The sequence below is a fragment of the Streptomyces sp. NBC_00086 genome, assembly GCF_026343255.1.
Classification (GTDB): Bacteria; Actinomycetota; Actinomycetes; order Streptomycetales; family Streptomycetaceae; genus Streptomyces.
The window spans coordinates 5,294,915-5,318,224 of record NZ_JAPELZ010000001.1 but is presented as its reverse complement, the minus strand read 5'-3'; the positions used below and the strand labels follow the sequence as shown (position 1 = coordinate 5,318,224).

General features: G+C 73.6%; 24 protein-coding genes and 1 tRNA gene. 12 read left to right on the top strand and 13 right to left on the bottom strand.

What is annotated here, in order from left to right:
- Positions 1–9 precede the first annotated feature (9 nt).
- Positions 10–612, top strand: coding sequence for an oligoribonuclease (gene orn / locus OG276_RS23920; protein WP_266877785.1), 603 nt, complete (start codon positions 10–12; stop codon positions 610–612).
- A gap of 96 nt (positions 613–708) precedes the next feature.
- Positions 709–781: transfer RNA gene (locus tag OG276_RS23915), tRNA-His, on the top strand.
- Between the two features lie 50 nt (positions 782–831).
- Here the strand turns inward: OG276_RS23915 and OG276_RS23910 are convergent.
- Both OG276_RS23910 and OG276_RS23905 read right to left on the bottom strand, forming a co-directional pair.
- Positions 832–2,550, bottom strand: a complete 1,719-nt coding sequence (locus tag OG276_RS23910) for a VCBS repeat-containing protein (protein ID WP_266908575.1) — start codon at positions 2,548–2,550, stop codon at positions 832–834.
- Positions 2,551–2,633: 83 nt separating this feature from the next.
- Positions 2,634–3,521, bottom strand: a complete 888-nt coding sequence (locus OG276_RS23905; RefSeq protein ID WP_266908573.1) for an NAD(P)H-binding protein — start codon at positions 3,519–3,521, stop codon at positions 2,634–2,636.
- Between the two features lie 102 nt (positions 3,522–3,623).
- Here OG276_RS23905 and OG276_RS23900 point away from each other — a divergent pair, with 102 nt between their 5' ends.
- Positions 3,624–4,124, top strand: a complete 501-nt coding sequence (locus OG276_RS23900; protein WP_266908571.1) for a MarR family winged helix-turn-helix transcriptional regulator — start codon at positions 3,624–3,626, stop codon at positions 4,122–4,124.
- 99 nt (positions 4,125–4,223) lie between these two features.
- A complete protein-coding gene (locus tag OG276_RS23895) occupies positions 4,224–5,564 on the top strand; it encodes an MFS transporter (RefSeq protein ID WP_266908569.1) in 1,341 nt (446 codons plus the stop codon).
- Here the strand turns inward: OG276_RS23895 and OG276_RS23890 are convergent.
- From OG276_RS23890 to OG276_RS23865, 6 genes are all read right to left on the bottom strand, one after another.
- On the bottom strand, positions 5,482–5,781 hold the full coding sequence (locus OG276_RS23890; protein ID WP_266908567.1) for a hypothetical protein: 300 nt from the start codon (positions 5,779–5,781) through the stop codon (positions 5,482–5,484). The two genes, OG276_RS23895 and OG276_RS23890, sit on opposite strands and share 83 nt — an antisense overlap.
- Before the next feature lie 79 nt (positions 5,782–5,860).
- The gene (locus OG276_RS23885) at positions 5,861–6,535 is read right to left on the bottom strand and encodes an NADPH-dependent F420 reductase (RefSeq protein WP_266908565.1); all 675 of its coding nucleotides are present in this window, start codon (positions 6,533–6,535) and stop codon (positions 5,861–5,863) included.
- A 126-nt stretch (positions 6,536–6,661) separates the two neighbouring features.
- Complete coding sequence (locus OG276_RS23880) at positions 6,662–7,303, bottom strand: disulfide bond formation protein B (protein ID WP_266908563.1); 642 nt, start codon at positions 7,301–7,303, stop codon at positions 6,662–6,664.
- Positions 7,304–7,314: 11 nt separating this feature from the next.
- A complete protein-coding gene (locus tag OG276_RS23875; RefSeq protein WP_266908561.1) occupies positions 7,315–7,479 on the bottom strand; it encodes a DUF5993 family protein in 165 nt (54 codons plus the stop codon).
- Between the two features lie 131 nt (positions 7,480–7,610).
- Complete coding sequence (locus OG276_RS23870; RefSeq protein WP_266908559.1) at positions 7,611–8,984, bottom strand: HAMP domain-containing sensor histidine kinase; 1,374 nt, start codon at positions 8,982–8,984, stop codon at positions 7,611–7,613.
- Between the two features lie 10 nt (positions 8,985–8,994).
- Entirely contained in the window at positions 8,995–9,684 is a 690-nt protein-coding gene (locus OG276_RS23865; RefSeq protein WP_266908557.1) for a response regulator transcription factor, read from the bottom strand.
- 79 nt (positions 9,685–9,763) lie between these two features.
- Here OG276_RS23865 and OG276_RS23860 point away from each other — a divergent pair, with 79 nt between their 5' ends.
- Both OG276_RS23860 and OG276_RS23855 read left to right on the top strand, forming a co-directional pair.
- Positions 9,764–10,318 (top strand): hypothetical protein, encoded by a 555-nt coding sequence (locus OG276_RS23860; RefSeq protein WP_266908555.1) that lies wholly within the window; start codon positions 9,764–9,766, stop codon positions 10,316–10,318.
- Between the two features lie 59 nt (positions 10,319–10,377).
- Positions 10,378–11,880, top strand: a complete 1,503-nt coding sequence (locus tag OG276_RS23855; RefSeq protein WP_266908553.1) for a class I adenylate-forming enzyme family protein — start codon at positions 10,378–10,380, stop codon at positions 11,878–11,880.
- 7 nt (positions 11,881–11,887) lie between these two features.
- Here OG276_RS23855 and OG276_RS23850 read toward each other — a convergent pair whose 3' ends face one another.
- Positions 11,888–12,766, bottom strand: coding sequence for a spermidine synthase (locus OG276_RS23850; protein ID WP_266908551.1), 879 nt, complete (start codon positions 12,764–12,766; stop codon positions 11,888–11,890).
- A gap of 34 nt (positions 12,767–12,800) precedes the next feature.
- Positions 12,801–13,217 carry a hypothetical protein gene (locus OG276_RS23845; RefSeq protein ID WP_266908549.1) on the bottom strand — a complete coding sequence of 139 codons (417 nt, stop codon included), beginning with the start codon at positions 13,215–13,217 and terminating at the stop codon, positions 12,801–12,803.
- A 304-nt stretch (positions 13,218–13,521) separates the two neighbouring features.
- On the opposite strand from OG276_RS23845, the gene OG276_RS23840 reads away from it, so the two are divergent.
- Positions 13,522–14,871, top strand: coding sequence for a tetratricopeptide repeat protein (locus OG276_RS23840; RefSeq protein ID WP_266908547.1), 1,350 nt, complete (start codon positions 13,522–13,524; stop codon positions 14,869–14,871).
- 91 nt (positions 14,872–14,962) lie between these two features.
- Here OG276_RS23840 and OG276_RS23835 read toward each other — a convergent pair whose 3' ends face one another.
- Positions 14,963–15,556 carry a histidine phosphatase family protein gene (locus OG276_RS23835; RefSeq protein WP_266908545.1) on the bottom strand — a complete coding sequence of 198 codons (594 nt, stop codon included), beginning with the start codon at positions 15,554–15,556 and terminating at the stop codon, positions 14,963–14,965.
- A 156-nt stretch (positions 15,557–15,712) separates the two neighbouring features.
- On the opposite strand from OG276_RS23835, the gene OG276_RS23830 reads away from it, so the two are divergent.
- The 4 genes from OG276_RS23830 to OG276_RS23815 are packed head-to-tail and all read left to right on the top strand — an operon-like array spanning position 15,713 to position 20,856.
- On the top strand, positions 15,713–16,738 hold the full coding sequence (locus OG276_RS23830; RefSeq protein WP_266908543.1) for a phosphatase PAP2 family protein: 1,026 nt from the start codon (positions 15,713–15,715) through the stop codon (positions 16,736–16,738).
- The gene (locus OG276_RS23825) at positions 16,692–17,921 is read left to right on the top strand and encodes a hypothetical protein (protein ID WP_266913066.1); all 1,230 of its coding nucleotides are present in this window, start codon (positions 16,692–16,694) and stop codon (positions 17,919–17,921) included. The genes OG276_RS23830 and OG276_RS23825 overlap by 47 nt, the downstream gene beginning before the upstream one ends.
- Positions 17,909–19,516, top strand: a complete 1,608-nt coding sequence (locus tag OG276_RS23820; protein ID WP_266908541.1) for a hypothetical protein — start codon at positions 17,909–17,911, stop codon at positions 19,514–19,516. Before OG276_RS23825 ends, OG276_RS23820 begins: the two co-directional genes overlap by 13 nt.
- Positions 19,513–20,856 (top strand): AAA domain-containing protein, encoded by a 1,344-nt coding sequence (locus OG276_RS23815; RefSeq protein ID WP_266908539.1) that lies wholly within the window; start codon positions 19,513–19,515, stop codon positions 20,854–20,856. Before OG276_RS23820 ends, OG276_RS23815 begins: the two co-directional genes overlap by 4 nt.
- A gap of 6 nt (positions 20,857–20,862) precedes the next feature.
- On the opposite strand, the gene OG276_RS23810 is transcribed toward OG276_RS23815, so the two are convergent.
- The gene (locus tag OG276_RS23810; protein WP_266908537.1) at positions 20,863–21,351 is read right to left on the bottom strand and encodes a MarR family winged helix-turn-helix transcriptional regulator; all 489 of its coding nucleotides are present in this window, start codon (positions 21,349–21,351) and stop codon (positions 20,863–20,865) included.
- A 129-nt stretch (positions 21,352–21,480) separates the two neighbouring features.
- Between OG276_RS23810 and OG276_RS23805 the strand changes: the two genes are divergently transcribed.
- The gene (locus tag OG276_RS23805) at positions 21,481–22,050 is read left to right on the top strand and encodes an NADPH-dependent FMN reductase (protein ID WP_266908535.1); all 570 of its coding nucleotides are present in this window, start codon (positions 21,481–21,483) and stop codon (positions 22,048–22,050) included.
- Here the strand turns inward: OG276_RS23805 and OG276_RS23800 are convergent.
- Entirely contained in the window at positions 22,040–23,302 is a 1,263-nt protein-coding gene (locus OG276_RS23800; protein ID WP_266908533.1) for a M20 family metallopeptidase, read from the bottom strand. The two genes, OG276_RS23805 and OG276_RS23800, sit on opposite strands and share 11 nt — an antisense overlap.
- Between the last annotated feature and the right edge of the window lie 8 nt (positions 23,303–23,310).

Below are 23,310 nucleotides of genomic sequence, written 5' to 3'. Positions count from 1 at the left end.
GTGGGGCGCATGAACGATCGCATGGTGTGGATCGACTGCGAGATGACCGGGCTCTCGTTGACGGACGACGCACTTATCGAGGTGGCCGCACTGGTCACCGACTCGGAGCTCAACGTGCTCGGCGAAGGCGTGGACATTGTGATCCGCCCGCCGGACGCGGCCCTGGAAACCATGCCCGACGTGGTGCGCGAGATGCACACGTCGTCCGGCCTGCTCGACGAGCTGGCCGGCGGGACCACCCTCGCGGACGCGGAGGCACAGGTCCTGGCCTACGTACGGGAACACGTGAAGGAACCCCGCAAGGCCCCGCTCTGCGGAAACACGGTCGGCACCGACCGCGGCTTCCTGCTGCGCGACATGGCCGCGCTGGAGGGGTACCTGCACTACCGGATCGTGGACGTGTCCTCGATCAAGGAGCTGGCACGCCGCTGGTACCCGCGCGCCTACTTCAACAGCCCGCCGAAGAACGGCAACCACCGGGCGCTCGCGGACATCAAGGAGTCCATCGCCGAGCTGCGCTACTACCGGGAGGCCGTCTTCGTACCGCAGCCCGGTCCGGACTCGGACACGGCGCGCACCATCGCCGCCAAGCACGTCGTCCCCGGCGCCTAGCACCCACCGGAGAGGGGTGCGGACAAAGGGGGGAGCGAGCACCCTCCCGGACCCTGTACCCTTTTCTTCGGCCGGTCGGTTTTCCGACCGGACATGGTGGGTGTAGCTCAGTTGGTAGAGCACCTGGTTGTGGTCCAGGTGGCCGCGGGTTCAAGTCCCGTCACTCACCCTGTGGGAAGGCCCCGGTACGCGAAAGCGGACCGGGGCCTTCCGCGTTTCTCAGAACAGCAGGTTGTACCTGCCGAAGCCGGTACCGAGGACACTGACCTTCACCCGCGAGCCGAACGGCTTCGCCGCGACTCCCGTGCCCTGGTACAGCCACAGGTTGCCCGACTTGTCCCGCGCCACCATGTCGGCCTTGCCGTCCGAGGTCAGGTCACCCGGCGCCACGATCGAGTCGTAGATCTGCCAGCCGGTACCTATCTGCTTCCTGGCCGAGAGCGGCTTCGCAGCCACCCCCGTGCCCTGGTAGAACCAGAGGTTGCCCGCCTTGTCCCGCGCCACCACGTCGGCCTTGCCGTCACCGGTCAGATCGGTGCCGCCGACGAGCTGGTCGTAGATGTTCCAGCTGGTGCCGACCTTGACCCTGCTCCCGAACGGCTTCGCGTCCAGGCCCGTGCCCGGGTACAGCCACAGGCCACCCTCGGCGTCGCGCGCCAGCAGGTCCGCCTTCTTGTCGCCGGTCACGTCGGAGACGCCGACGAGCGCGTTGAAGATGTTCCAGCCGCCACCGACCCGTATCCGGTCCTTGTATATGGAGCCGTCACCGGAGGTCGGGTGGAACCACAGCACCCCGGCCTTGTCCCGCCCCACCGCACCCCGCCCGGTGCTCTGCACGGTCACCGGCTCCAGCCGGGTCAGCGCGGTGTACTGGCTCCAGTCGAAACTGCCCCCGACCGGGTCGACCGGCGTGAACGGCTCGGCGGCCTTGCCCGTGCCCCGGTAGTCCCACAGACCGCCCTCGGCGTCCCGGCCCACGAGCCGGAATCGCTGGGTCACCGGGGTGGAACTGGCGACGGCGAAGTCCGAGGTCTCCTCCGGGTTGCCCGTGCCGGAGGTGTACACGTCGTAGACCGCAGTGGTGCGCACCTTCCATGCCGGCGCGGTCGCCTCCGCCGTCAGCGTGTAGGTGAGCGTGTAGTCGCCGGGCTTCTTGATGTCACACGCGAGGCCGTCGAACAGGCCCCATTCCTGGGAGCAGCCGGCCCCGGCGGCGCCACCGGCGTCGAACCCGGCGGCGACCTTCAGCTCACCGTCGTCCCAGCGCCGGAAGCCCGGTGCCGGGGACGGATACAGCCGCAGCCGCCCCTTGTCGACAGCGTGCAGCTTCACCGTGTGCTTCACGAAACCACCGGCCGGCAGCGTGGGCGTCGAGAGCGCCATCGTGTTCTGCGCGACGTGTGCGTTGCTCTTCACCGTGACCGTCGCGTGTGCCCGGCGCGGTCCGATGTCCTTGGAGCCCGCGGTCTGCGCCTCCTTGATACCCGCGCTGATGCTGGCCCCGCGCGGCACGTAGACGAGGCCGTAGTAGGCCGTCGCGCCATCCGGCGCGGTGGCCGCCGTCGCTATCCGGGGCGTCGGGTGACCCCACTCCTTCACGTCACACAGGTACACCCCGGCGATCCCGGCCTTCGGCGCGCACTCGTCCGTCGGGTCGACGCTCAACCCGGTCGGCACCCCGCCGCCGGTCCAGCCGGCATCCGTGAGGGGCTTCTTGCTCAGCGCGTAGATGTACGTACCGTCCGGCTGTCCGCCGTTCTGCCCACCCCAACCGGAGGGCGACAGCTCGATCCGCTCCTCGCCGGGCATCAGGACCTTGTCCACGACCGGGTCGAAGAAGAACGTCGGGTCCCCGGCCGCCACGGCCGCCCCCGCACCCAAGACACCGCCGGTGACGAGCAGCGCCACCGCGCTGCCGATACTCAAAAGCCTTCGCATGCTTCCCCCCTGCAATCGATCAATCGGCGGACGCTAACACGCACCTCTGCCGACGGAGATGCCTGGGGCCAGGGAAGACGGCCCTACGCCCGGAATGCGTCGGCATGATCCACCGACCAGGTCTCGAAGGTGCGCGGCGCGTGCCCGGTGAGCCGTTCGAGGTCGTCGGTGAGATCAACGGGGAGGCCGTCCGAGGCGGACCAGAAGTCGAACAGGGCCTCCGCATACGGGCCGGGTATGTAGCCGTCGACCTCGGACTTCCACTGCTCGCGCGAGACCGGCTCGAAGGGTATGGGGCGGCCGAGAGCGTCGCCCAGTATGGCCAGCTGGGCGGCGAAGGTCAGCGTCCGCGGCCCGGTCAGGGTGTACGCGCGCCCTCCGAGCGAGGGGTCGGTGAGGACCGCGAAGGCGGCTTCGGCGAGGTCGGTCTCGTGGACCGGGTCGCTGTACGCACCGGGGTACGGCAGGTGGACCGGACGGCCCGATTTCATCGGCCAGGCCCAGCCGAGGGCATTGCTCGCGAAGGATCCGGGGCGCAGCAGGGTGGTGCGCAGCGGGGAGGCGAGCAGGGCTCGTTCCACCGCGAGGTGGGAGGCGGCGAGGGGGCTGTCGGCGGCGTCGGGGGCGAGGACCGAGGAGGAGGACAGGAGGACGACGTGCTCGACGCCGGCGCCGACGGCCTCCTTCACGAAGGCATCGATGGCGGCGGCCTCGGCGTAGAGGAAGACGGAGCGGACGCCGGCGAGGGCTTCGGGGAAGGTCGCTGGATCGGTGAGGTCGCAGCGGACGGTGCCGGGTGTGTCCGGCGCGCGGGATGCGAGGCGGTGTGGGACGCCGTGGGCGGCGAGGAGGGACGAGAGACCTCGGGCGACGGAGCCGCGGCCCCCGGTGACGAGGGTCTGCGGCGTCTTCGACGCGCTCGGCGTGTTCGACGCGGTCGGGGTGTTCGGAGTGTTCGGGGTGTTCGACATGGCGGATTCCTGCTCTTCCTGTTCTAGACTGAATACGTGACGCAGATTCTGTGTGACGCAATCTCTGCGTCACACAGATAAATTTGGACCACGGAGAAGCCCATGTCAACCGATTACGCTCGTTCGAGTGATGAGTGGACCCGCGCCGAGCTGCTCGCGCGCATCGTCACCGAGAGCCAGCGGCACTACGCCGACTACTCGCTCTTCAACCAGGCCATGGCCGACCACGTCGGCCTGCACCCCACCGACATGCAGTGCGTGGCCCTCCTCGACATGGAGCCCGCCCCGGTCAGCACCGGTGACATCGCCCGCCTCACCGGCCTGACCTCCGGCTCCGCCACCCGCCTCGTGGACCGCCTGGTCAAGGCCGGCACCGTCGAGCGGCACGCCGACCCGAACGACCGCCGCCGCTCCCTCGTCACCCTCTCCCCCACGGCCCGCGACCGGATCGGCGCCGCCTGGGAGACTCCCGGCCGCGCCTTCGGCGCCGTTCTGGCGAGCTACTCCGACACCGAACTCGCCGTCATCGCCGACTACCTGCACCGCGCCGCCGAGGTCGGCCGCGCCCAGGCCAAGCGGCTGACCTCGGGGGACACCGCCTGAGACCTACCGAACCGGCCGGTCCGGCGCTAGCCTCCCGCCCAACGGGCAACGGCGCGCGCCGGAGAAACGGGAGGGTCGGCGTGCGGCTGGAGGTTGTCCATGTCCACGCCCATGCCCACACCCGCGCCCACTCCCCCACCCACACCCCCATCCGCCCCCGCCGGCTTCCGCGGGGTGTTCGCCCTCGGCGGCCGTGCCCTGCCCGTCTACGGGTTCCTCGCCCGGCTCCCCGCCGCGCTGTGCCCCATCGGCACCCTGCTGCTCATCAACGAACGCGACGGCATCGGTGACGCCGGGGCCATCGCCGCCGCCCTCTGGCTCGGCCAGGCCCTCGGCGGCCCGGTCATCGGCCGGCTCGCCGACCGGCGCGGCCACCGGCCCGTCCTGCTGGTCGCCTGCGCCGCGAACGCCGCCGTGCTCCTCGCCCTCGTCGCCGCCGTCCTCGGCGGGCTTCCGCTCGCCGCCCGCATCGCGCTGGCCGTCGCCGCCGGTCTCACGGCGGCGCAGATCGGGCCGCTGGCCCGGGCCCGGTGGGCGCGGCTGGCCGGAGAGGACAAGGCCCTGGTCGGGGCCGCGCTCTCCTTCGACACCACCCTCGACGAGGTCGGCTTCATGGTGGGGCCCGCGCTGGCCGGGATCCTCGCGGTGACCGTCCATCCCGCGTCGGCGCTGCTCCTCGCGGCCGCCCTGGGCCTGGTGTTCGGGACGCTCTTCGCCCTGCATCCCACGGCGCCCGGCCCGACGGGACCGGGCGCCGCCGCGCGGGGCGACGTACGACTGTGGTCTCCGGGGCTCGCGCTGCTGTTCTTCGTGGCCGTCCTGCAGGGCGCCGCGTGGAGCGGGGCCAATACCGGGGTCAACGCGCTCGCCGTGGCGGTCGGCTCCCCCGGGGCCGCCGGGCTCGTATGGGCGGCCATGGCCGTGACCAGCTCGATCGCCGGCTTCGTGACCGTGGCCCGGCCCGGGACGGCAGGCCTGACCGTCCGGCTGCGCCGGACCATCGCCGTCCAGGCGCTGCTGACGCTGCCGCTGCTCGCCGTCTCCGGCCTGTGGGGCGCCGCCTTCGCCGTCGCCGGCATCGGACTGGCCGTCGCCCCGCACCTCATCGCGCTCTTCGGCCTCGTGGAACGGGCCGGTCCCGCGCGCCGGATGGGCGAGGCCATGACCCTGGCCGGCAGCGGTCTGATCATCGGCCAGGCACTGGCCGCAGCGGCCGCCGGTCCACTCGCCGCGGCCTACGGGTACCGGGCGGCCTTCGCCGTCTCGTGCGCGGCCGCGGCCGCCTCCGCGGTGCTGGCGTGGGCGGCCACCGACCGGGTACTGGGGCCGGTCCCGGGACCGGCCCGGGTGCCGGGGCTCAGCCCGAGCTCTTCATCGCCGCCAGCCCCTTCGCCAGGTCCTCGGCGTTCATCACCGGGGCGACCTCCAGCTCGGCGTTGAACTGCAGGAACAGGTCCTCCATCAGGGGCGGCATCTGGGCGCTGTCCTGGAGGTCGAAGACGATCCAGCAGGACCGGACGCCCTCGTGGAGCCCGAAGTAGGCGGCCTCCGGCTTCACGGTGTCCATGAGCTTCTTCATGGCCGCCGGAAGGGCGCCGCTCTTGATGCCCTCGTTCGTCGCCGCCGTGTCCATATGGGCCCTGAGCATGACTCTCATGCGCGGCTCCTTTCGTCACGGCCACCCTGAGCTCGGGTGCGGGAGGCGGCAACATCTCCGCCTCCGTCCGGGCGCCGCGCTACTCCGTCCGGTTCGCGCCCTGGATGTGGAAGTTGAAGTCCGTGTGCCCGAGGCTCCCCATCAGCCGGAGCCAGATCGGCAGGAGCATCTCCGTACCGCGCGCCGTCTCGATGCCGCCCAGGTCGATGACGGTGTGCTCGCGCCAGTCGAAGGAGTACAGGAGCTCCCGTACGGCCTTCTTGGCCTCGGCGTCCTCACCCGAGAGGAAGACGGTGTGGTCGCCGGGGACCCTGGCCGGGTCGACCATGACCTGGCAGTTCATCGTGTTCAGCGTCTTGACCACGCGCAGCCCCGGGAAGGTCCGCTGGATCAGCTCGCCCAGGCTGTCGCTGTCGACCGGGTCGAGGCCGGGCGGGAAGCCGCGGGAGAAGTCCAGCGGGTTCGCGATGTCGATCAGGATCTTGCCGTCCAGGTGCGCGGCGTCCGCCGCCGTCAGGGCGGCCACGCTGACCTGCCCGCCCGTGGCGTTGACGAGCACCTCGCCGAACCGCGCCGCTTCCGCGAAGGGGGCGAGGACCGCGGCCGGGTGGGCCTGCTGCCACGTGGCGTACTCGTCGCGTTCGAGGGTGGCCGCGGGGTCCCGGGTGCCGATGACGACCTCGTGGCCGAGGGAGAGCAACCGGGCGGCGACCGTACGGCCGACGATCCCGGTGCCGAGGACTGCGTAGCGCATGACGGCTTCCCCTCACAGACGGAAAAGAACGGAAGGAACGGAAGGAATCAACGAGAAGGGCGGCCCCACTCAAGCAGGTCGTACGGATTCCCGCGCCGGGCGGCGTCGACTCCGCGCCAACCTCAGCTAGTCCAGGATCCCCACGTCGTAGAAGAACTGATAGCGCGACGGGTCGTCCGGCAGGAACCAGTGGAAGCCCTCCTCCAGGAAGACGGCCACGATGTTCACCGCGATCACCAGCCCCAGGAACCACAGCGCGGCCGTCCCCACCGCGCGGTACGGTCCCGGGTCCTGCGCCGGGACGGCCCGGTCCGCGGTGGCGTGGGCGAAGGCCAGGACGATGCCGACGGCGACGACCGAGGCCTGGAAGAGGATCCACGCCCAGACGTAGAGGTGCAGGCCGAACACCTCGCTCCCGTAGCCCTTGTCGCCCGGCAGGACGTGCAGCATCGTCTGCCGCCACGAGGCGAACGAGCCGGCGATCACGGCGACCAGGGACAGGCCCCAGCCCATCATGTAGTCGCGGCCGGTCACCGCCCCGCGCGACAGTGCCGTCCGGATGATGTGGGCCGCCCCCATCGCCGCCAGCAGCATGAACATCCGCTGCACGATGCAGAGCGGGCAGGGGTACTCCCACATGCCGAACTGGTAGAAGAGCCCGCCGCACACCACCCCGGTCCAGCCGATGGCGAAGACGCACGCGAACCAGAACTGGACCCGGCCCAGCAGGCCGCCCTCCAGGGAGGCCTCCGGGAGGAGGCTGGACATCGCGGCCACGGTCAGTAGCTCAAGGTGAGGGCGAGGCCGCTGGTGATGTGGTGCGCCATCAGCAGGATCACGGCGAGGAGCATGAGCCACCAGGCGCCGAGCACGACGAACCTCGGGGCGTCCCGGTACATCGAGATCAGGGTGGCGAGGAGGCCGCCGAAGATGAGGGTGTCCATGGCGCGGACCGTACCGACAGGGGGACATTCCGGGCGGGCGGCGCGCCCCGGCCGCCCGCAGGGTTACGTCGGTTACGTCAGTTGCGTGGCCTACGCCGGTTGCGTCAGTTGCGCCCGGTGCGTCGCCTGCGTCAGTTGCGTCGCCGCTTGCGTCGGCTGCGTCCGGCGCGCCCCGCGTCTCCCCGCGTCCGCCCGTCCAGCGCGATCCACACCCGCACCTCGGTGCCGCCGAGCACCGAACGCCCCAGCCGTACGTCCCCGCCCGTCGACTCCGCGACCCGCCGGACGATGTCCAGCCCCAGGCCCGTGGACCCGTCGCGGCCGCCGTCGTTGCCGCGCCGCAGGGCCGCGTCCGGATCGGCGATGCCGCCTCCCGCGTCCGAGACGAGCACGATGACCGCGTCCCCGGCGTCGTGGACGTCCACCGCGAAGGGGGTGCCCTCGGGGGTGTGCCGGAACACGTTGCCGAGCATGGCGTCCAGCGCCGCGGCCAGTTCCGGCCGGGCCACGGGGATCCGTACCGTACGGTCGACCCCCGCGAGCCGCACCTCGCGGCCCTCGTCCTCGGCCAGCGCCGACCAGAACCCCATCCGGTCGCGGATCACCTCGGAGGCGTCGCAGCCGGCGCCCGGCCCCTGTGCGGCGGCGGACCGCTGCTCGCGGGCCGTACGGATGATCGTGTCGACCTCCCGCTCCAGTTGCTCCACGGCCGCCCGGGTCTGCTCCGCCGCCGGGCCGTCGCCGAGCGAGGCCGCGTTGAGCCGCAGCACCGTCAGCGGGGTCCGCAGCCGGTGCGAGAGGTCGGCGGCCAGCTCCCGCTCGTTGGCCAGGAGTTCCACCACCTGGTCCGCCATCGAGTTGAACGCGACGGCCGCCGAGCGGAGTTCCTTCGGCCCGTCCTCCGGGACCCGCGCCCCCAGCCGCCCCTCGCCCAGCCGGTGCGCGGCGTCCGCGAGCCGCTCGGCCGGCCGCACCAGGCGGGCGCCGAGCCGGTCCGCGACCGCCACCGAGCCCACGACCAGGGCGAGGCCCACTCCGGCGAGGACCACCCAGGCGGTGGCGACGCCGTTGCTGACCTCGCTCTCCGGAACGAGGATCTCCACCACGGCGATGTCCCCGGAGCCGAGCGCCACGGGCTGGAGCAGCGCGAAGCCGCCGCCCGCCACGGGGGCCGTCGCGGCCCGCCCGATCCGCCGGACCTGGGAGACGGCGCGCTCGCCGGCCCAGCCGTCGCCGATGTCCACGCGCGGGTCGTCCCCGACGGCCGGGACGTGCACGGCCATCCGCCGGTCGGCGCCCATCTGCGTGGATTCCACGGCCTTGCGCAACTGCACCGGGTCGGTGGTGATGGACAGCGTCGGCCCGATGGTGGCGGCCTGCCGCTCGGCGTTGGAGAACGCCCGGTCGCTGGCCATCTCCTGGACGACGAGCCCGAGCGGTACGGCGAAGGCCACGACCACCATCACGGTGACCGCGAGGCACACCTTGACCAGCGCCCACCTCACAGCGGGCCCCTCACGCCGGCGGCTCCAGCTTCACCCCGACACCCCGCAACGTGTGCAGGTAGCGCGGGCTGGCGGCGGTCTCGCCGAGCTTGCGGCGCAGCCACGACAGGTGGACGTCGATGGTCTGGTCGTCGCCGTACGACTGCTGCCAGACCTCGGCGAGCAGCTCCCGGCGGGCCACGACCACGCCCGGCCGCCCGGCGAGGAAGGCCAGCAGGTCGAACTCCCGCCGCGTGAGGTCCAGTACCGCCCCGTCCAGCTCGGCCTGGCGGCGCAGCGGGTCGATGGCGAGGCCGCCGACGCGCAGCACGCGGGAGGGCGGTTCGGCCCCGGCGGAGGAGCGGGCGCGGCGCAGGACGGCGGCCATCCGGGCGGAGAGGTGTTCCACGGAGAAGGGTTTGGTCAGGTAGTCGTCGGCGCCGTCGTTGAGCAGCCGGACGATCTCCGCCTCGTCGTCGCGGGCGGTCGCGATGATGACGGGCACGTCGGTGATCCCGCGCAGCATCTTCAGGGCCTCGGCGCCGTCCAGGTCGGGCAGTCCGAGGTCGAGGATCACCACGTCGAAGCGGTTGTGGGCGACCTCGCGCAGCGCCTCCAGGGCGGTGCCGACGCTGCGCACGGTGTGCGAGGCCTCTGTCAGGTGCCGGATGAGGGCGGAACGTACGAACTGGTCGTCCTCGACCACGAGCACACTAGCCATGGCCCGCACGGTAGCCCATTCGGGGGATGGCGAGGGGTGCCGGGCCGGGTCTGGGACGGGTGGTGCAGTATGTCCCCCGATGCGACGAGGACTTGTCGGGAGAGCAGTCGGCCATGCGGGTGCGTGGACCCTGGCGACCGGGGCGGCGGTGACGCTGTCGTGGTGGGGCGTGCACTCGGTCATGTCCGGTACCGCCTACGATCCGCCGCTCGCGGTGCCGCTGGCCACGCAGCCCCTCTCCTCCTCCACCCACCGGGCGACGCAGCCGGAGCCCCTGCCGTCCCCGACACCCTCGCCGTCGCCTTCGCCGTCGCCGTCCGCGTCCGCGTCCACCGCGCCGGCCTCCCCTTCCCCCTCTGCCAGATCCTCCCCGCCGCCCACCCCCCGGCCGCAGCGGCAGGGGGCCGCGAGCGAGAACGTGAAGGCGTACAGCGTCTCGGGCGGCCGGGTCGTCTTCGATCTGGGCACCACCTCCGCCGATCTGGTCTCGGCGACCCCGCTGGCCGGGTGGCGGATGCAGGTCTGGAAGCAGCCGTCCTGGATCCGCGTCACCTTCACCCGTGACGGCCGCGAGGTGTCGGTGTTCTGCACCTGGCACGACCACCCGCCGCTGGTGGAGATCGTCGACCCCTAGACCGTCTCCTGGTGGCAGGGCCCGTCCTTCGGATCGGGACCGCCGGATACCGTGGCGCCATGAGCAGCGGCGCGCGGTACGTCACGGACCTGATCGACGCCTGCGAGCGGTACGGCGACCGCCCCGCCTTCGGGTCCGGGTCCTGGGTCCTGACCCACTCCGAGGTGCTGGCCTGGACGTACCGGCTGGCGGGCGCCCTGGCCGAGCTGGGGATCCGGCGCGGCTCCGGGCTGGCCTGCGTATCGGCGGGCAATCCGCCCCGGACCCTGCTCGTACGGCTCGCCGCGCACGTGCTGGGGGCCCGGCTGACCCACGTGTGCGTCGGCCCCACCACCCACGGACTCGACCACCTCCTACGGGACTGCGAGCCCGACCTGGTCGTCCACGACACCCCGGTGCCGCCGGGCCCGGGAGCCCGCATCGGGCTGGCCGCGCTGCTGGAGCTGGCCTCCACCCGGGAGGCCCTGCCCGTCGCGGTGGCGGCGCGCGGCGAGGACGTGGCCCGGGTGACCTACACGGGCGGTACGACGGGCCGGCCGAAGGGGGTGGCCTCGACCTTCGCCGCGATGGCGGCCCGTACGGCAACCCGCGGCGACTCCCCGTCCACCGACGGCTCCGCGCCGCTCACGTTCGTCTCGACCGACGCGCTCTCCCAGCGCTCCGGCGGCCGCTGCCTGGAGCAGCTGCGCGTCGGCGGCCGCTCGGAGATCGTGCACCCCCTCGGCACCCGGGAGTTCGCCGAGGCCTGCCGGCGGCTCGGGCCGGCGGCCACGTACCTGACCCCCTCGATGCTGTACCGGCTGCTCGACGACCCGGAGACCGCCGACGGCGTGCCCGGCCTGGTACGGGTCTCCTACGGCGACTCCCCCGTGCACCCGGAGCGGCTGCGGCGGGCGCTGACCCGCTGGGGTCCCGGGGTGCGCTGGACCCAGGGCTACGGGATGAACGAGGCCGGGGTGCTCAGCCGGCTCTCCCCGGCCGACCACGACGCGGCGGCCACCGACCGCCCCCAACTGCTCGGTTCCGTCGGCCGGCCGGCGCCCGGGGTGGAGGTCGAGGTACGGGGCTGCGCGCCCGGGGCCACCGGCGAGGTGTGGGTGCGCTCCCCGATGGTCATGGCCGGCTACCGCAACCAGCCCGCCCTGACGGCCGAGGTCCTGCACGACGGCTGGCTGCGCACGGGAGACGTCGGGCATTTCGACGCCGACGGGTACCTGTACCTCGACGACCGGGTCAAGGACGTGGTCATGGTGCACGGGGCCAACATCTACTGCGGCCCGATCGAGACGGCCCTGACCCGGCACCCCGCCGTGGCCCGGGCGGCCGTCGTGGGGCGGACGGACCCGGTCACCGGGGAAGCCGTGTGCGCGTTCCTCGTCGCGGCCCCCGGGCACGCCCCGACGGAGGAAGCGGCGGCCGAGGCGTGCGCGCTGGTCGAGGCGGAGCTGGCGCCGGGGCAGCGGCCCGCGGCGGTGTTCTGGCTGCCGGCGCTCCCGCTGACGGGCCGCGGCAAGCCGGACAAGCGGCGCCTGCGCGAGCTGGCCGCGGCTTCGCGGGAGTAGCCGGGCGTCAGCGGAAGACGGACGGCGGGGGCTCCGGCGAGGCCACCGCCGAGGCGTCCGAGACCGGGACGGCGCCGCCCGCGAAGTCGATGAGGGCGCGGCCGTGTTCGACCCGTCCGGGGTGCGGATCGCTCGCCACCCGCCGGGTGAACTCGGCGACCGGGAGCTCCCGGTCGGCGGCCACCAGCACGGCGTTGCCGAAGCGTTTCCCCCGCCACACCACGGGGTCGGCGGCCAGCGCCAGCTCCGCGAACCGGGACGCGGCCGTGGCGATCTGGCCCCGCAGATGGGAGAGCGGCGGACCGTCCGCGAGGTTCGCCACGTACCAGCCGCCCGGCGCCAGGGCCCGGCGTACGTCGTCCAGGAACTCGGCGCTCGTCAGGTGCGCCGGGGTGCGGGCCCCGCTGAACACGTCGGCGATCACCAGGTCGGCCCAGCCGTCGGGGATCTTCGCCAGCCCGGCCCGGGCGTCGACCGCGCGGACCCGGACCCGGGCCTGCGGGTCCAGCGGCAGGTGCTCCCGTACGAAGGCCACGAGCCCGGCGTCGATCTCGACGATCTGCTGCGTCGAGCGGGGGCGGGCGGCGGCCGTGTAGCGCGCCAGGGTGAAGGCGCCGCCGCCGAGGTGGAGCACGTTCAGGGGCTGCCGGGCGGGGGCGAACAGGTCGATCAGGTGGCCGATCCGGCGCTGGTAGGCGAAGTCCAGGTGTCCGGGGTCGTCCAGGTCCACGTGGGACTGCGGGGCCCCGTCGATCAGCAGGGTCCAGGCGCGCGACCGCTCCCGGTCGGGCTCCAGCGCGGCGTGACCGCCGTCCACCGGCCCGGCCGGCGCCTCGGAGGTCTCGCGCCCGCGCCGCTTGTCATTGCCCTTGCCCTTGCTCGCCACGTCCTCATTATGGCTGGTCAGGGCCCGACACCCGCTAGCGGCAGTTGTCCGCGGCCTCGATCAGCCGGGCCGCCTCGCCGAGCGCCGCCCGCAGCACCTCCGGGTCGGTGACCGGCCCGACGGCCTCCGGCGGCAGCAGCCAGCCGGTGTCGCCCGCGGTGGGCGAGCTGTCGCCGAAGCGCATGCCGCGCCCGTTGGTGTGCGTACAGGCACTGCCCGGGAGGTCCCAGGCGTCGGCCGTACCGGGCGGGACGAGGAAGCCGAGGGTGCTGCCGGAGCCGTCGTGCAGGACCGGGCCGACGCCACCCGCGCGGCTGGCCTGACCGGCGGCCCGCTGGATGATGTCGACGGCCTCCAGCCCCTGCCGGGTGGGCACGGTGACCAGGTCCGGGGCGCCCGTGAGGAGGACCGCTCCGGTCTCGGGCGCGGTGTTCGTGTCCGTGCTCTCCATGCCGCCCTCCACCAAGGGAACCCCTCCTCGATCCGCGTACGAGCAACGCGGGAGCGGTCCCGGAAGCCGGCGGGCTTCCTCCCACTCCGCATAAGTTCAACGCACGGGAACGTCAACAGGTGCGGCGGCAAGACGCTGCAAAGGATGGCAGTTCATGGCGGATCGCGGGTGAGATATCCGTTTTGTAGCCAAACACCGAGTCAACCCTCCGCCGCTGGCGGTACGTTCATGCCCGCCGGGCAGCGCGTCACAGGCACCACACAGTCACCGGCAGCGCAATCACTTGCCCAGAGAGGCCGCGTCCATGGCGACGTCCCCCCACTCACCGAACACCCCCTTCCGGCGGCTGCGCGGTCAGCACTCCCCGGCCGAGTTCGCCGCGCTGGTGCGCAGGGCGGCGAAGGAAATCGGAGAAACGGTTTCCTGCGACGCCCGTTACATCGGCCGGGTCGAATCCGGCGAGATCCGCTGCCCCAACTACGCCTACGAGCGGGTCTTCCTCCACATGTTCCCCGGCCGCACCCTGGCCGACCTGGGGTTCTCCCCGCGCGAGACGGTACGGGGCCGGCTGGCGCAGCGTGAACAGGCGGCGCCCTTCTCCGCCTTCGCCAGGCACACCCACTCCGTCGGCTCCCCCGCCCCTTCGCGTTCCAAGGAGAGCGACGTGCTGCGTCGCGCGTTCATGGCGGGGGGTTCCGCGACCGTGGCGGCCGCGACCCTCAGCCTCACCCTGCTCGGCGACACCCGCCGACTGCCCTCCCGCGCCGGTGAGTCCGAGGCGGCCGCCGTCGAGGACGCCGTACGCCAGATCCGGCTGCTGGACGACCGGCACGGCGCCGACGCCCTGTACCGGCGGGCCGCCGAACCCCTGCGCACCGCGTACGCGTTGCTCGACGCGGGCGCGACCCGGCAGTCCACCGAGGACCGACTGCACGCGGGCGCGGGCGAGCTGGCCATCTCGGTGGGCTGGCTCGCGCACGACTCGGGCCGGTTCGACGACGCCCGCTCGCACTACGCGGAGGCGCTGGCCACGGCCCGGGTCTCCGGCGACGCCGGCCTGGAGGCGCACGCCTTCAGCAACATGGCCTTCCTCGCCCGGGACTGCGGGCGCCCCCGCGAATCGGTACGGGCCGCCCAGGCGGGCCGCCGGGCCGCCCGTTCGCTCGGTTCCCCGCGGCTCCTGTCGCTGCTCGCCCTGCGGGAGGCGGGCGGCTGGGCCGGACTGTCGGACCGCAAGGCCTGCGAGGAGGCGCTGACCCGGGCGCACACGGACTTCTCGCGCGGCGAGGCGGGGGCGGACCCCGAGTGGATGTCCTTCTTCGGCGAGGCCGAGCTGGAGTCCCTGGAGTCCCGCTGCTGGGCCGCGCTCGGAGAGCACGCCCGGGCGGCCCGGCACGCCCGCCGGGCGGCGGACCTCCAGGACCCGCACTTCGCCCGCAACGTCGCCCTCTACACCGCCGAGCTGGCCGACAACCTGGCCCACGCGGGCGCCCCCGACGAGGCCGCCTGGGCGGGCGGCCGGGTGCTGGAGCTGCTGGAGGAGGTCCAGTCGACCCGGATCCAGTCCATGCTGGCGGCGACGGCCCGCACGCTGGTTCCGCACCAGCGCTCCCCGCGCGTGGGCGCGTTCCTCGGGCGGCACGCGTCGGCCTGACCCTCCGGGGGGCCAGGGGGGAGCGGCCCGCTGCGCACGAGCCTCCGGGCTCCGCCCCAGACCCCGCTCCCCAAACGCCGGAGGGGCTGGATTACTCCAGGTGCCCCGTGTCGTTCCAGCGCTCCAGCGCGGGGACCCCGTACGCCCAGCCCAGGACCGACAGCGAGGTCGGCTCCAGCCGGATGCGGGCGCCGAAGGAGGCCTCGAAGCCGAGCCAGCGCGCGGCCAGGGTGCGCAGGATGTGGCCGTGCGCGAAGACGAGGACGTCGCGTTCGGCCGAGCGGGCCCAGGTGACGACCTCGTCCGCGCGGGCCGAGACCTCCGCGACGGACTCGCCGCCCGGGACCCCGTCGCGCCAGATCAGCCAGCCGGGCCGGATCGCCTGGATCTCGGCCGGGGTCATGCCCTCGTAGTCGCCGTAGTCCCACTCCATCAGCGCGTCCCACGGCTCCGCCTGGATTCCGAAGCCGGCCAGGTCGCAGCTCTCGCTCGCCCGCACGAGGGGGCTGGTGCGCACCTCCAGCCCGCGCAGGCTCGCCCACGGGCCGCGGGCGAGGCGCTCGCCGAGCAGCTTCGCGCCCCGCTTCCCCTCCTCCAGCAGGGGCACGTCCGTGCGTCCGGTGTGCTTGCCGAGCTGGGACCACGCCGTCTGGCCGTGACGGGCCAAGAGGATGCGGGGGGCCATATGAGTTCTCCCGGTTGAGAAGCGAGATGGGCGGTACGGGCGGAGCATCGACGGCCCCGACCATTCGCACGGCTTTGCGGGTATTGCGTCGCCGCTCCATCATCCATCAGATGAACGCCACGCAACCCTTGCGTCTTCACACACGTCATACGCCGTATGACTAATAGGCGGCAGCCTCCGCGTTGGTGGGCCGAACTGCTGCTCCTGGGACTCGTCTACGGGGCGTACTCGGGTGGCAGACTCCTCGCCCGGGGCGACGTAGGACTGGCGGTGGACCACGGGCTCGCGATCCTGCGTCTGGAGGAGCTCCTGGCCATGGACCTGGAGCGGCCGCTCAACCGGCTCTTCACCGGGCAGGCGGTCCTCGGCATACCCGCCGACTTCGTCTACGCCTCCCTGCACTACCTCGTGACCCCTGCGGTGCTGGTCTGGCTCTACCGGCGCCGCCCCCAGCAGTATCGATTCGCCCGCACCTGGCTGATGCTCTCCACCCTGCTCGGACTCGTCGGCTTCGCCCTGGTGCCCACCTGCCCGCCCCGGCTGCTCGACGCCTCGTACGGGTTCACCGACACGATGGCCCAGTACAGCGCCTACGGCTGGTGGGGCGCGGAGGCCAGCGCGCCGCGCGGGCTCGGCTCCTTCACCAACCAGTTCGCGGCCATGCCCAGCCTGCACGTGGGCTGGGCCCTGTGGTGCGGGGTCGTGCTGTGGTGCTGCGCGCGCCGGCCGCTGGTCCGGGCGCTGGGGGCCGCGTACCCGGCCGTCACCACCGTGGTGGTCATGGGCACGGCCAACCACTACTTCCTCGACGCCGTCGCCGGGGCCGCCGTGATGGGGGCCGGCTACCTGGCGGCCCGCGCCCTGCCCGCCGGCATCACCGGGGTCGCCGGGGTCGCCGGGGCCCGAGTCCTCGCGTCCGCCGGGCCCGACGGGTCCGCCCCGCACACCACCCGAACAGCGGGTTTTCGCGGTAAGTCCACGATTGTCAGTGGCGGATGGGAGACTTCCGCGGGTGAGCTCCTACCCGTCCAGCGCCTCGCCGCCGCAGACCCCGCCGCGGTCCCCCGCGCCGACGGCGCAGCCGCCGGCCTGGCAGACCGCACAGGCCGCACAGGCCGCGCAGGCCGCGCAGCCGATGAGTCCCCCGACTCCCCCGAAGACGCTGCGGCAACGGCTCGCTGATCTGCGCGGCGCCGATGTCGCACCGCGCCCGCTCGACGCCCGCGCCCTGGCGGCCCTCGCCGCCAACCCCGGGTGCGGCAGACGCGCCCTGCTCGACGGCGCCGGCGTGGACAAGACCGTCCTCGCGGCGGCCCTCGGCTCCCCGGCGGCCTTCGGCCAGTCGCAGTTCGCCATCGTGCGCGGCAACTCCTTCGAGGCCAAGGTCAAGGGCGACGGCGGAGCCGAGCTGCTGCGGCTGGTGTACGAGCACCTCGGCGCAGGGTTCGATGACGCGGGGCCCGCCGGCGCGGCCGGCCCGCCCGGACCGGACGCCCTCACCCCCGACCTCACCGCCGCCGGCCCCCAGGGCCGCGCCGCCCGGACCGCGCTCGCGCTGCGCGAGGCGACCGCCGCCGGGGCCTGGACCCTGCTCGACCACCCCATGCTCGCGCTGGAGGTGGCCGGCTCCCCCGCCTACCTGGAGCCGGACGCCGTCGTCGTGCACCCCGACGGGCGCTGGACCGTGGTGGAGATCAAGTCGTTCCCGATGATCGACGGATCCGCCGACGCCGCGAAGGTGGGCGCCGCCGCACGCCAGGCCGCCGTCTACGTCCTGGCCCTGGAGACGACCGCCGCCAAGGTGAAAGGCGCCGAGGTCGGGCACACCGTGCTGCTCGTCTGCCCCAAGGACTTCTCCAACCTGCCCACCGCGGCCCCGGTCGACATCCGCCGCGAGCGCTCGGTGACCCGGCGCCAGCTGGAGCGGCTCACCCGCGTCGAGGAGCTGGCCGAGAGCCTGCCCGCGGGCCTCACCTTCGATCCGGCGTGCTCCGCCGAGGAGCTGACCGAGGCGGTGTCGGCCGTGTCCGCCGCCTACGCCCCCGAGTGCCTGGCCGCCTGCGAGCTGGCCTTCCACTGCCGGGACCGGGCGCGCACGGCCGACGAGGTGACCACGCTCGGCCGCTCCGTCCGGGGTGAGCTGGGCGGGCTGACCACGGTCGAGGCCGCCCTCGCGGCGGCCGCGGGCTGCGGTGCGCCCGGCGGCACCGGCCCCGACGGCACCGACGGCACCGGCCCCGCCCCCGACGTGGCCTTCGAGGACCCCACCGCGGCCGCGCTGCGGTACGCCGCCCGGCTGCGCGCCGAGGCACTGGAGCAAGCCCCCGCCCGCATCCGCCCGAAGGTCGTCGAATGTCCCTGCTGAACACCCTGGCCCGGCTGGAGGCCGTCCGCGCCGGGCGGGCGCGGCCGCTGGCGACCGTACGGCACCGGCATCTCGGCGAGCAGCCGCTGGTCTTCGTACCGCTGACGACCGCGGGTGAGGCCGGGGCCCCGCTGGGCGCGATGTTCGGCACCGACCGGCAGGACCCCCGGATCCTGGTCGTGCCGCAGCCGCGCGACCGGGACATGCGGTGGGAGTTCCTGGCCGAGCTCGCCCGGAACCTGATGCCGTACATCGACGGCTACGCGGACGCCGTCGAGCCGGTGGAGCGCACCGAGACCGACCCGGAGACGGGCAAGCGGGTCAAGGTGGAGGCCGAGCTCTGCCTGGACGCTCCGCAGCTGATCGTGCCGAGCCGCGCGGGCATCGAGTACGTACGGCTGCTGGGGCGGTCCATGCGGTTCCGGCGGACCGCCGAGGAGGACCCCGAGAACCCGTATCCGGTACCCACGCAGGTACCGCTGCTGGGCCGCTGGTTCACCCACTTCGCCGAGCGCTCCCGGGTACCCGGTGCCTCGATGCTGCTGTCGGCCACGGACCTGCTGTCGCGGCACTGGGCGACCGGCCAGAGCAACCTGGAGGACCAGCACCTGCAGGCGCTGCTGGCGTGGATCGACCCGCCCGAGGGGACCTCCGGCGCCGAGCAGGCGCTGCGCGCCGAACTCGGCCGGGACGAGCACGGCCAGTTGCTGCTCCCGCCGGCCGGTCCGGCCACCGATCCGGCCTTCGACAACAAGCTGCTGGCCCCGGCGATCGCGAAGTTCGACGCGGCGCGCATGAGCGAACCCAGGGACGGCGACGGTCCGCGGTTCGCCGAGCGGGCGGTCCGGCGGCTGGTCGTGGACCAGATGCAGAGCACCTGGTGGGCCGTGTGGCAGGCGCTGGACCTGATGCGCGAACTGCCTCCGGGCGAGCGGACCGAGGACCGCTGGACCGGTGACCGCTGGTCGTACACCGGCCACCGGGACCGGGTCCGGGCGGGCGAGGGCCCGCAGCCGCGCCGCGACGACGCGGTGACGGCCGCCCGCAAGCTCGCGACGCGGGAGACCGAGCAGGTGCGGCTCGACGCCCAGGAGGCGCTGGACGACCTGCTGGTGATGGCGGGGCGGCGGCTCGCGGGCGAGGCCTTCGCCGGGGAGGTCACCGAAGTGGTCATGGAGTGGACGGAGTCGAAGCGGCCGAGCCCGCGCCCGCTGGTGTGGGTGGCCACGGAGGACCGGCCGCAGCTCACCGAGGACGGCGGGAGCGGCGGCGCGGGCGGTGCGGGTCCCAAGGTGTACCGCTCGCTGGACGGGCGCCCGCAGAGCGCGCAGTTCGTGCGCCGGGAGGAGGACGGCCGGCTCCTGCTGCGCGTCCTCGACAAGATGGGCCGGGGCAAGGACCCGGAGCCGGGCTCGGTGCCGGAGAAGGGCGACCGGTTCTGCTGGACGCTCTTCGAGCACGATGCGCGCGGCGGCCCGAAGCTGCCGGACGCCGAGCGGACCCCGTGGACCCACGGCGGGCCGCCCGCGCACCTGACCGGTGACGCCCCCGCGCTGCCGCTGCCCGACCCCGTGACCGCCGAGGACCTCCTGTGAGCACCGCGAGCACCGCTTTCGATCCGGGCGCGGCCGCCGGCCGGGCCACCGACGCCATCCTGCGCGACACCCTGCACGGCGGGGCCCGGGGCGTGGTCGTCGACTCCCCGCCCGGGGCCGGGAAGTCCACCCTGGTGGTGCGGGCGGCCCGGGACCTGGCGGCGGCCGGGCGCCGGCTGATGGTGGTCGCGCAGACCAACGCGCAGGTCGACGACTTGGTGCTGCGGCTGCACGCGAAGGATCCCGAGCTGAAGGTGGGCCGGCTGCACAGCAGCGAGGGCGACGCCTACGATCCTGCGCTGCGCGACCTGGACTCGGTGGTCCTCTCGGCGAAGCCGGGGGACCTGGCGGGGCTGCCGGTGACGATCTCGACGGCGGCCAAGTGGGCCTGGGTCAAGGACGTGGAGCCCTGGGAGCACGCCATCGTGGACGAGGCGTACCAGATGCGCTCGGACGCGCTGCTGGCCGTGGCCGGGCTGTTCGACCGGGCGCTGTTCGTGGGCGACCCGGGGCAGCTGGACCCCTTCAGCGTGGTCGGCGCCGAGCAGTGGGCGGGCCTGTCCTACGACCCTTCGGCCTCGGCGGTGTCCACCCTCCTCGCGCACAACCCGGACCTGCCGCAGCACCGGCTGCCGGTGTCCTGGCGGCTGCCGGCTTCGGCCGCGCCGCTGGTCTCCCGCGCCTTCTACCCGTACACGCAGTTCCGCAGCGGCACGGGCCCGGGCGATCGGCGGATGTCCTACGGGGTCGCGGGCGACGGCTCGGGCCCCGACCGGGTGCTGGACGAGGCCGCCGAGTCGGGGTGGGGGCTGCTGGAGCTGCCCGCCCGGCACACCCCGCGCACCGACCCGGAGGCGGTCCGGGCGGTGGCCCTGGTGGTGCGCCGGGCGCTGGACCGGGGTGCGGTGACGGTGGACGAGCACGCGGGCGGCCCGTCCCCGCTGACGGCGGACCGGATCGCGGTGGGCACCGCGCACCGGGACCAGGCGGCGGCGGTCCGGGCGGCGCTGTCCGCGCTCGGGGTCACGGGGGTCACCGTGGACACGGCCAACCGGCTCCAGGGCCGCGAGTACGACCTCACGGTGGTCCTGCACCCCCTGTCGGGCCGCCCGGACGCGACCGCCTTCCACCTGGAGACGGGCCGGCTGTGCGTACTGGCCTCACGCCACCGGCACGCCTGCGTGGTGGTGGCCCGGGCGGGGATAGCGGACCTCCTGGACGCCCACCCGTCCTCGGAGCCGGTGCAGTTGGGCGTGACCATGAAGTTCCCGGACGGGTGGGAGGCCAACCACTCGGTACTGGCCCACCTGGCCGAACACCGGGTGGTCTGGCGGCCGTAGCCACGGTCAGCGGGTCTTGCGCTCCACGCCGAGGCGGGTGCGGAGCAGTTCGCCCACCTCGGCGAAGGTGCGCAGCTGTTCCGGGGTCAGGATGTCGATCAGGTGGCGGCGCACCGACTCCACGTGGAGCGGGGCGGCCGTCATGATCGTGGTGACGCCCTGCTCGGTGAGCACCACTTCGGCTCCGCGTCCGTCGTCGGCCACCTCTTCGCGGCGGACGATGCCCCTCTGCTCCATCCGGGTGAGCTGGTGGGAGAGCCGGCTGCGGGACCACTGCATGAGGACGGCGAGGGCGCTGATGCGCATGCGGTGGCCGTCGGTGGAGCCGAGGACGGACAGGACGTCGTAGTCGGCTTCGGAGAGCCCGCTGTCCTGGGTCAGATCGCGCGCGATATCGGCGTTGACCAGCGGGAACATCCGCCGCCAGGCGTACCAGGCCTGCTGTTCGGACTCACTGAGCCAGCGAGGTGCGCTGTCACTCCCGTTCTCGGTCATGGTCGAAGTCTAGCCCGGTACGTGACACGTCACCTACCTAGTTGACACGTCACCCATTCCTGCGCTTCCATGGGCGCAACGCCATAGGTGACACGTCAACAAAACTTTCCAGGCCGCGAGGAGCCCACCGTGAACCCGCACCCGATCCGCCTGCACGTCGTCTCCGCCTCCGTCCGCCCCACCTCCGCCGCCCGCCCGCTGGCCGGCTGGGCCGCCGGCCGGGCGCGCGAGCACGGGCGCTTCGACGTCACCCCCGTCGACCTCGCCGAGATCGACCTGCCCTTCCTCGACGAGCCCGAATACGCCTCCACCGGGATCTACGCCCACCCCCACACCCGCGCGTGGAGCGCCCTGGTCGACTCCGCCGACGCCTTCCTGTTCGTCCTGCCGATGTACAACGGCGGCTTCACCGCCCCCTTCAAGAACGCCGTGGACTTCCTCTACCGCGAATGGCAGGGCAAGCCGGCCGGCCTGCTCTCCTACAGCGCGGGCGGCTCCGGCGGCGCCCCGGCCGGCCGGATGCTGCGGCCGGTGCTGGAGGCCGTCGGCATGGTGCCGACCGGGGCCTCGGTGGCCGTCCCGGGCATCACCGGGCTGGTCACGGCCGACGGATTCCGCGCCCCGGAGGGCCTCGCGGGCGAGCTCGCGGTCGTACTGGACGAGCTCGCCGCCCTCGCGAAGACGCCGGTCAGCGCGTGACGAGGGCCCCCGTCAGGTGGTCGTACGCGGCGTGCGCGTGCAGCCGTACGCCCGTGATCAGGGTGTCGTCGTCGGCGTAGAAGGCGGGGTGGTGGTTGCCCACCAGGCCCCGGCCACCGGGCACGGCCACGGGTTCGCCGCTCGCCGGGTCCAGGGCGGTGTCCTGGACGCCGAGCATCACGTACAGCCCGCCGAAGCGGAGGATGAGCTCGGAGACGTCGTCGTAGCCGAGCGTGCCGCCGACCTCCACCACCCGGTCCGTGCCCGCGACCCGGCGCAGGGTGGGCAGCGCGGCCTCGACCCAGGCCGCGTCGTTGCGCACGGCGGGCACGTCCTGGAGCAGCTCGACGGTCGCGGAGGCCCCGTAGGCCTCGGCCGTGTGCTCGGCCAGCACCGTCAGCCGGCGTTTGACCTCGGCCATGTCCCGCTCCTCGGCGCAGCGGATCGTGCCCCACAAGGTGACCGTTTCACCGATGACGTTGTACCGGCCGACGTCCTCGATGTGGCCGATGGAGACCGTGACCGGGGAGAACGCCGAGACCTGCCGGTACAGCTGGCCGATCCCGGTCAGCAGCGCCCCGACGGCGGGCATCGGGTCGATGCCGTACCAGGGCGAGGAGGCGTGGGACTGCCGGCCGGTGACGGTGACGCGGACCAGGCAGGAGGCCCCGTACATCGGGCCGGACTTGTAGCCCACCCAGCCCTTGGGGTGCGGGGTGACGTGCATGCCGAAGGCCATCGTGGGGACGGGGTCGTCGAAGGCCCCCTCGGCCACCATCAGGCGCGCCCCGCCCTCCTCGCCGACCGGCGGGCCCTCCTCGGCGGGCTGGAACACGAACAGCACGGTCCCGGGCAGCCGTTCCCGCACCCGTACGTCGGCCAGTGCGCGCGCGGCTCCGAGGAGCATCGCGGTGTGGCAGTCGTGGCCGCAGGCGTGCGAGGCCTGCCCGGTGGCGGCGAAGTCCGCGCCGCAGCGGTCGGGGACGGGCAGCGCGTCCATGTCGGCCCGCAGCGCCGCCACCCGGTCCCCGGGCAGGCCGCCGCGCAGCACCCCGACCACTCCGTGCCCGGCGATGCCGGTCCGCACCTCGTCCAGCCCGAACGCGGCGAGCTCCCGCGCCACGAGCCGCGCGGTGGCGGCCTCCCGGTTGGGCAGCTCCGGATTTCGGTGGAGGTGGCGGCGCCAGCCGATCACCTGCTCGATGCCCTCGTCGCAGAGCTTGTCCAGCGTCTCGTGCACACCATCGGTCATACGCACGT

What these genes read in the sequence shown, in the direction of transcription:
- orn (WP_266877785.1), top strand. Translation starts at nt 10, where the DNA reads ATGAACGATCGCATGGTGTGGATCGACTGCGAGATGACCGGGCTCTCG.
- OG276_RS23910 (WP_266908575.1), bottom strand. Translation starts at nt 2,550, where the DNA reads ATGCGAAGGCTTTTGAGTATCGGCAGCGCGGTGGCGCTGCTCGTCACC.
- OG276_RS23905 (WP_266908573.1), bottom strand. Translation starts at nt 3,521, where the DNA reads ATGTCGAACACCCCGAACACTCCGAACACCCCGACCGCGTCGAACACG.
- OG276_RS23900 (WP_266908571.1), top strand. Translation starts at nt 3,624, where the DNA reads ATGTCAACCGATTACGCTCGTTCGAGTGATGAGTGGACCCGCGCCGAG.
- OG276_RS23895 (WP_266908569.1), top strand. Translation starts at nt 4,224, where the DNA reads ATGTCCACGCCCATGCCCACACCCGCGCCCACTCCCCCACCCACACCC.
- OG276_RS23890 (WP_266908567.1), bottom strand. Translation starts at nt 5,781, where the DNA reads ATGAGAGTCATGCTCAGGGCCCATATGGACACGGCGGCGACGAACGAG.
- OG276_RS23885 (WP_266908565.1), bottom strand. Translation starts at nt 6,535, where the DNA reads ATGCGCTACGCAGTCCTCGGCACCGGGATCGTCGGCCGTACGGTCGCC.
- OG276_RS23880 (WP_266908563.1), bottom strand. Translation starts at nt 7,303, where the DNA reads ATGTCCAGCCTCCTCCCGGAGGCCTCCCTGGAGGGCGGCCTGCTGGGC.
- OG276_RS23875 (WP_266908561.1), bottom strand. Translation starts at nt 7,479, where the DNA reads ATGGACACCCTCATCTTCGGCGGCCTCCTCGCCACCCTGATCTCGATG.
- OG276_RS23865 (WP_266908557.1), bottom strand. Translation starts at nt 9,684, where the DNA reads ATGGCTAGTGTGCTCGTGGTCGAGGACGACCAGTTCGTACGTTCCGCC.
- OG276_RS23860 (WP_266908555.1), top strand. Translation starts at nt 9,764, where the DNA reads ATGCGACGAGGACTTGTCGGGAGAGCAGTCGGCCATGCGGGTGCGTGG.
- OG276_RS23855 (WP_266908553.1), top strand. Translation starts at nt 10,378, where the DNA reads ATGAGCAGCGGCGCGCGGTACGTCACGGACCTGATCGACGCCTGCGAG.
- OG276_RS23845 (WP_266908549.1), bottom strand. Translation starts at nt 13,217, where the DNA reads ATGGAGAGCACGGACACGAACACCGCGCCCGAGACCGGAGCGGTCCTC.
- OG276_RS23840 (WP_266908547.1), top strand. Translation starts at nt 13,522, where the DNA reads ATGGCGACGTCCCCCCACTCACCGAACACCCCCTTCCGGCGGCTGCGC.
- OG276_RS23835 (WP_266908545.1), bottom strand. Translation starts at nt 15,556, where the DNA reads ATGGCCCCCCGCATCCTCTTGGCCCGTCACGGCCAGACGGCGTGGTCC.
- OG276_RS23830 (WP_266908543.1), top strand. Translation starts at nt 15,713, where the DNA reads ATGACTAATAGGCGGCAGCCTCCGCGTTGGTGGGCCGAACTGCTGCTC.
- OG276_RS23825 (WP_266913066.1), top strand. Translation starts at nt 16,692, where the DNA reads ATGAGTCCCCCGACTCCCCCGAAGACGCTGCGGCAACGGCTCGCTGAT.
- OG276_RS23820 (WP_266908541.1), top strand. Translation starts at nt 17,909, where the DNA reads ATGTCCCTGCTGAACACCCTGGCCCGGCTGGAGGCCGTCCGCGCCGGG.
- OG276_RS23810 (WP_266908537.1), bottom strand. Translation starts at nt 21,351, where the DNA reads ATGACCGAGAACGGGAGTGACAGCGCACCTCGCTGGCTCAGTGAGTCC.
- OG276_RS23800 (WP_266908533.1), bottom strand. Translation starts at nt 23,302, where the DNA reads ATGACCGATGGTGTGCACGAGACGCTGGACAAGCTCTGCGACGAGGGC.